This is a genomic window from candidate division WOR-3 bacterium, assembly GCA_016867815.1.
In the GTDB taxonomy this organism is placed as follows: domain Bacteria; phylum Hydrothermota; class Tepidihabitantia; order Tepidihabitantales; family Tepidihabitantaceae; genus UBA2258.
The window spans coordinates 1-5,434 of record VGIR01000134.1 but is presented as its reverse complement, the minus strand read 5'-3'; the positions used below and the strand labels follow the sequence as shown (position 1 = coordinate 5,434).

5 protein-coding genes are annotated in these 5,434 nt (G+C 63.6%); all 5 read left to right on the top strand.

Annotated features, from left to right (window positions below; genetic code table 11):
- On the top strand, window positions 1-457 hold a 457-nt coding region (locus FJY68_13180), incomplete at its 5' end, for a hypothetical protein (protein MBM3332777.1).
- On the top strand, window positions 384-854 hold the full coding sequence (locus tag FJY68_13175; GenBank protein ID MBM3332776.1) for a four helix bundle protein: 471 nt from the start codon (window positions 384-386) through the stop codon (window positions 852-854). The genes FJY68_13180 and FJY68_13175, both read left to right, overlap by 74 nt.
- Before the next feature lie 156 nt (window positions 855-1,010).
- A complete protein-coding gene (locus tag FJY68_13170) occupies window positions 1,011-4,079 on the top strand; it encodes a CoB--CoM heterodisulfide reductase iron-sulfur subunit A family protein (protein MBM3332775.1) in 3,069 nt (1,022 codons plus the stop codon).
- Between the two features lie 39 nt (window positions 4,080-4,118).
- Window positions 4,119-4,553 (top strand): hydrogenase iron-sulfur subunit, encoded by a 435-nt coding sequence (locus tag FJY68_13165; GenBank protein MBM3332774.1) that lies wholly within the window; start codon window positions 4,119-4,121, stop codon window positions 4,551-4,553.
- Entirely contained in the window at window positions 4,550-5,389 is an 840-nt protein-coding gene (locus FJY68_13160; protein MBM3332773.1) for a 4Fe-4S ferredoxin, read from the top strand. The genes FJY68_13165 and FJY68_13160 overlap by 4 nt, the downstream gene beginning before the upstream one ends.
- Window positions 5,390-5,434 lie beyond the last annotated feature (45 nt).

Here is a 5,434-nt window from a genome sequence, read left to right as displayed (position 1 = left end):
CCGCTGCCCGCAAGGCGTCAATATCGGCGAGGTCGCGGACGTAGTATCCCGCATGGCCGAAGAGGTAGCCAAGGCCGGAGCCCGCGGTTCTCAACCGAACGTCAAGCCGGCGGACCTCGACCGCCAGTTCAAGCTGAAGGTGAGCAAGATGGCCGAGAGTGTGACCGCCTGTTTCACCTGCGGGTCGTGCACCGCCGTCTGCCCGGAGGCGCTTTTCGACCCGGAGAAGGATGCGCGCCGCTTCATCCGCAGGGTCAACCTTGGCCTGAGGGACGAAGCGCTGGCCGACGAATTCAAGGACATCTGCGCAACCCACTATCGTTGTCTTTCCCGCTGCCCGCAGGGCGTGCAGATCAGCAGGATAATGGACGCCATCAAGCGGTGTGCCGTCGAGGACGGGTACACCTACCCGATATCGTTGGCGGCACTTGAAAGAGTGGACCTGTCTCGTGACTGACGAAGTCAAAAGCCAACAGTCAAGAGCCAAAAGCCAAGACTGCGGACAACCGATTGACCTGCGTGAGAGGCTTCTTGACTTCGCTGCTGCCTGCCTCAAGCTTGGTGGCCGGCTGGCAAGGACAACTCCCGGACGGTACGTTGCCGGACAGCTGATGCGTTCGAGCGCCTCCGCCGGGGCCAACTACATGGAAGCCCGTGGGGCTGAGAGCCGCGCTGACTTCATCCACAAACTGCAAGTGGCGCTCAAGGAAGCCAAAGAGTCGCAGTACTGGCTGGCGCTGGTTGCCCGGGCGAACCTGCTGCCAGTTGGGGCGGCCGATGTGCTCTCCGGCGAGGTTGACGCTCTAGTCCGAATCCTTGCCAAGTCGGTCGTTACCGCCAAAGGGCGCAGATGATGTTCTTGCGTGTTGGCTTTTGGCCTTTGGCTTCTGACTTGACTCCCACGTCCGGGCGCGGGAATGCGGATGCGTGTGGCTATGCAAGCGTTCTGTCGGCGGCTTTGCGTGTTGGCTTTTGGCCTTTGGCTTTTGGCTTGACTCCGGAGCCCTGCTATGCCTGAGCCCTCGACCGGCAAGGTTGGTGCTGTCTTGGTTGTCGGTGGCGGGATTGGTGGAGTCCAGGCTTCTCTTGATCTTGCGGATTCCGGCTACAAGGTCTACCTGGTGGAGCGTGCGTCGGCCATCGGCGGCGTGATGGCGATGCTCGACAAGACGTTCCCGACCAACGACTGCTCGATGTGCATCCTTTCGCCCAAGCTGGTCGCTGCGGGTAGGCACGAGAATATCGAACTCCTGACCCAGACCGAGGTGCTCGGTGTCACCGGTGAACCGGGCAATCTCAGGGTGAAGCTGAGACGGCATGCGCGCTCGGTGGACCTCGCCAAGTGCACCGGCTGCGGTGACTGCCTGACCAAGTGTCCGGTGCGCGACCTGACCAATGATTTCGAGGGCGGTCTGAACAAGCGGCGCGCCATCTATCGCCTGTACGCGCAGGCGGTGCCCAATGCGCCCACGATCGACCGCGCGCAGTGCCTGAAGTTCACGAAGGACAAGTGCGGGGCGTGCCAGAAAGCCTGCAAGGCGGGTGCCATCGACTACACCCAGCAGGACCAGGAGTTCGAAGTCGAGGTCGGCTCAATCGTTGTCACCGCCGGCTCGAAGATAGCGCCGACCGTGCTGCGACCCGAGTACGGTCACGGGCGCTATCCAAACGTGGTGACCAGCCTCGAGTTCGAGCGAATTCTCTCGGCCTCGGGACCGTACTCCGGTCACGTTAAGCGGCCTTCAGACGGCAAGGAACCGAAGCGCATAGCCTGGCTCCAGTGCGTCGGCTCGCGTGACGACTCGGTCGAGCGCGGCTACTGCTCGGCGATGTGCTGCATGTATGCGGTCAAGGAAGCGGTCATAGCCAAGGAGCACGCGAAGGACGTAGAGCCGACCGTCTTCTACATGGATATGCGCTCCTACGGCAAGGATTTCGACAAGTACGTCGAACGGGCCGAACAGCAGTACGGAGTCAGGCTGTTGCGGGCGCGGGTCGCGGAGGTCCGCGAGGACCCGCAGACCAGGAACCTCGTGCTGCGCTTCGCCGGCGACTCGGGCCAGCGTTCAGAGGAATTCGACCTCGTGGTGCTCTCCTGCGGATTCGTGCCGCCGCCGGAACTGGCGGAGCTGTCGAAGCGGCTCGACATCGAGTTGGATCGCTTCGGGTTCGCCACCACCGACTCGTGGTCACCGACCGCTACGAGCCGCGCCGGCATCGGGGTCGCCGGCAGCTTCGCGCAGCCGATGGCAATACCGGAGACCGTGACCGGTGCTTCGGGCGCTGCCGCCGCGGCCGAGGAGATGCTCTCGGCGGAGCGGGGCCAGCTGGCCGTGGTCAAGGAGATGCCGGCGGAGACCGATGTGCGCGGTGCCGCGCCGCGCATCGGGGTCTTTGTCTGCCACTGCGGAATCAACATCGGCGGCATAGTCCGCGTGCCGGAAGTCACCGAGTTCGCCCGCAGTCTGCCCCATGTCGTGTACGCGGAGGAGAACCTGTACTCCTGTTCCGGCGACACGCAGGACAAGATCAAGGACCGTATTCGCGAGCACCGGCTCAACCGGGTCGTGGTGGCGTCGTGCTCCCCGCGGACCCACGAGCCGTTGTTCCAGGCCACGGTTACCGAGGCCGGCCTGAACCCGCACCTGTTCGCCATGACCAACATCCGCGACCAGTGTTCCTGGGTGCACATGAAAGAGCCGGACCGGGCCACCGAGAAGTCGAAAGACCTGGTCAAAATGGCGGTGGCGCGAGCCCTGCGCCTCAAGCCGCTGCCGAAGGTGAAGTTGCCGGTTACCAAAGCCGGGCTCGTTATCGGCGGTGGCGTAGCCGGGATGACAGCGGCACTGGCCCTGGCCGGCGAGGGGTTCGACGTCTTCCTCGTCGAGCAGGAGAAGACGCTCGGTGGCAACGCTCGGTCTATTGCCAGGACAGTAGAGGGGGATGACGTCAGAGCGCGCCTCGCGGACCTCGCGGCCAAAGCCGGATGCCACCCGCGCATCAAGGTCTTTACCGGCGCCGGAATCAAGGCAATCGATGGCTTTGTTGGGAACTTCCAGACGACGATACAGAGGGACGTGGGAGGAGAGAGGAAGGAGGAGTCGTTCAAGCATGGCGTCGTCGTGGTAGCGACTGGCGCGCAGTACCGCACCCCAACCGAGTACTGCTACGGACAGAGCCCGCGCATCGTCAGCCAGAAGGAGCTGGAACAGGCACTAGAATCCTCGAATCCTGGACCCCTAGACCCCTTTTCTTTCCGGTCCGTCGTCATGGTTCAGTGCGTCGGTTCGCGCGAGCCCGAGCGGCCGTACTGCTCGCGTATCTGCTGCGCTGAGGCGGTCAAGAATGCTCTCAAACTCAAGGAACTCAATCCCGATACCGAAGTCTACGTGCTCTACCGGGACATTCGGACCTACGGACTGCGCGAGGAGTACTACCGGCAGGCGCGGCAGAAGGGCGTGGTCTTCATCCGCTACACGCCGGAGCGGAAGCCCGAGGTGAGGATCGAAGCGGGGAGACCGCTGGTGACGGGATTCGACCCGATTCTCAACCAGGCCATCGAGTTTGCTCCCGACCTGCTCGTTCTTTCATCCGGTCTCGTGCCGCAGGCGGGATCAGAGCAACTGGCCCAGATGCTGAAGGTGCCGCTGAATGCCGAGGGCTTCTTTCTCGAAGCACACATGAAGCTGCGGCCGGTGGATTTCGCGACTGAGGGCGTGTTCATGGCCGGCCTGTGTCACTTCCCCAAGTTTATCGACGAAGCAACCGCTCAAGCCCAGGCCGCGGCCGGACGAGTAGCCACGATTCTCTCCCGCGATACGCTCGAGGCCGAAGCGACCGTCGCTTCGGTGAATCCCGACCGTTGTTCTGCCTGCCACATGTGCGAGGGGCTCTGCGCCTACCGCGCCATCGAGGTCAAGACCATCAACGAAAGGACGCGGAAGCAGGCCGCGGTCGTCAACGAGGCCCTGTGCAAGGGTTGCGGCGCCTGCGCGGCCAACTGCCGCTCGCTGGCTATCGATATCCGTGGTTTCCAGTCCGAGAACATCAGCCGCGAGATAGCGGCCCTGCTGGACTAGAGCATGGGAGAGTCTCGGGTGCCAGGCGCGGCGACTGACATGACAGCCGGTGGCGAATTCTCGCCGAAGATCGTGGCTTTCCTCTGCAACTGGTGCTCGTACGCCGGCGCCGACCTGGCCGGAATCTCGCGCATCCAGTACCCGCCCAGCATCCGGGTGATTCGCGTCCCGTGCTCCGGCCGGGTCGACCCTTTCTACATCCTCAAGGCGCTCCAGAGCGGGGCCGACGGCGTGCTCATCTCAGGCTGTCATCCCGGCGACTGCCACTACCTGACCGGCAACTACGTGGCCCGGCGCCGGTTCGCCGTGCTGAATGACCTGCTGGGGTTCGCCGGCATCGACCCGGGACGGGTCAGCTTCTCCTGGGTCTCGGCCGCGGAAGGCGAGCGCTTCGCCGAAGTGGTGCGCGAGGTTACCGAGAAGGTGCGACTGCTGGGACCGAATCGCAAACTGCTGAAGGAAGAGGTCGCGTGAGCCGCGAAGACCAGCTCCGCAGGCGGGCGAAGGAGCTTCTGACCAAAGAGGGCGTCGTGATGGTCATCGGCTATCGTGCCGGCAAGCGTCCGGGCACTGCCACGCCCGCGTTTGTCACGCGGCCGGAAGACGCCGACGTCCTAGTCTTCGACGACCGCTGCGGTACCAACCTGGCCGCGTACCTGCCGCGTGTCAAGCACCGAGGCAAGATTGCCATCGTCGCCAAGGGTTGTGATTCGCGGTCAGTCGTCGCCCTGCTCAAAGAGAAACAGGTTGACCGCGGCGGACTTGTGATTCTCGGCGTCGGCTGCGACGGCGTGAAGGAGCAGGGGCGGCTCAGCGACTCGTGCACCACTTGTATCCATCCCAATCCGGTCATCTGCGACGAGATGATAGGGGAGAAGGTCGCGGAGCGCACGCCCGCACCCGACCCGCTGGATGACTTCGAGAGGCTGTCCCCGGACGAGCGCTGGCAGGCGCTGATGACCGACGTTTCCCGTTGCATCCGCTGCTATGCCTGCCGCCAGGTCTGCCCGAACTGCTATTGCCCCACCTGCTTTGTCGACGCCAGCAGTCCCCAGTGGGTTGGCAAGACCACCGCGGGTTCGGACAACATGATGTTCCACCTGATGCGGGCTATGCACATGGCCGGCCGCTGCGTGGAGTGCGGTTCGTGCAGTCGCGGCTGCCCGATGGGCATCGACCTGATGAAGTTCAACCGCAGGGTGGCGAAGGTCGTGAAGGAGCGGTTCGGCGCGGTCGCGGGACTGAACCCCGAAGAGCTGCCTGCGCTTGCGGCCTTTGATCCGAGCGACAAACAGGAGTTCATACGCTGACCATTTCAGATTTCAGATTGCAGACTGTGGATTGCAGACTGTCGC

Excerpts from the sequence above, each read along its gene's own strand:
- FJY68_13170 (MBM3332775.1), top strand. The coding sequence starts at position 1,011 with ATGCCTGAGCCCTCGACCGGCAAGGTTGGTGCTGTCTTGGTTGTCGGT.
- FJY68_13165 (MBM3332774.1), top strand. The coding sequence starts at position 4,119 with ATGACAGCCGGTGGCGAATTCTCGCCGAAGATCGTGGCTTTCCTCTGC.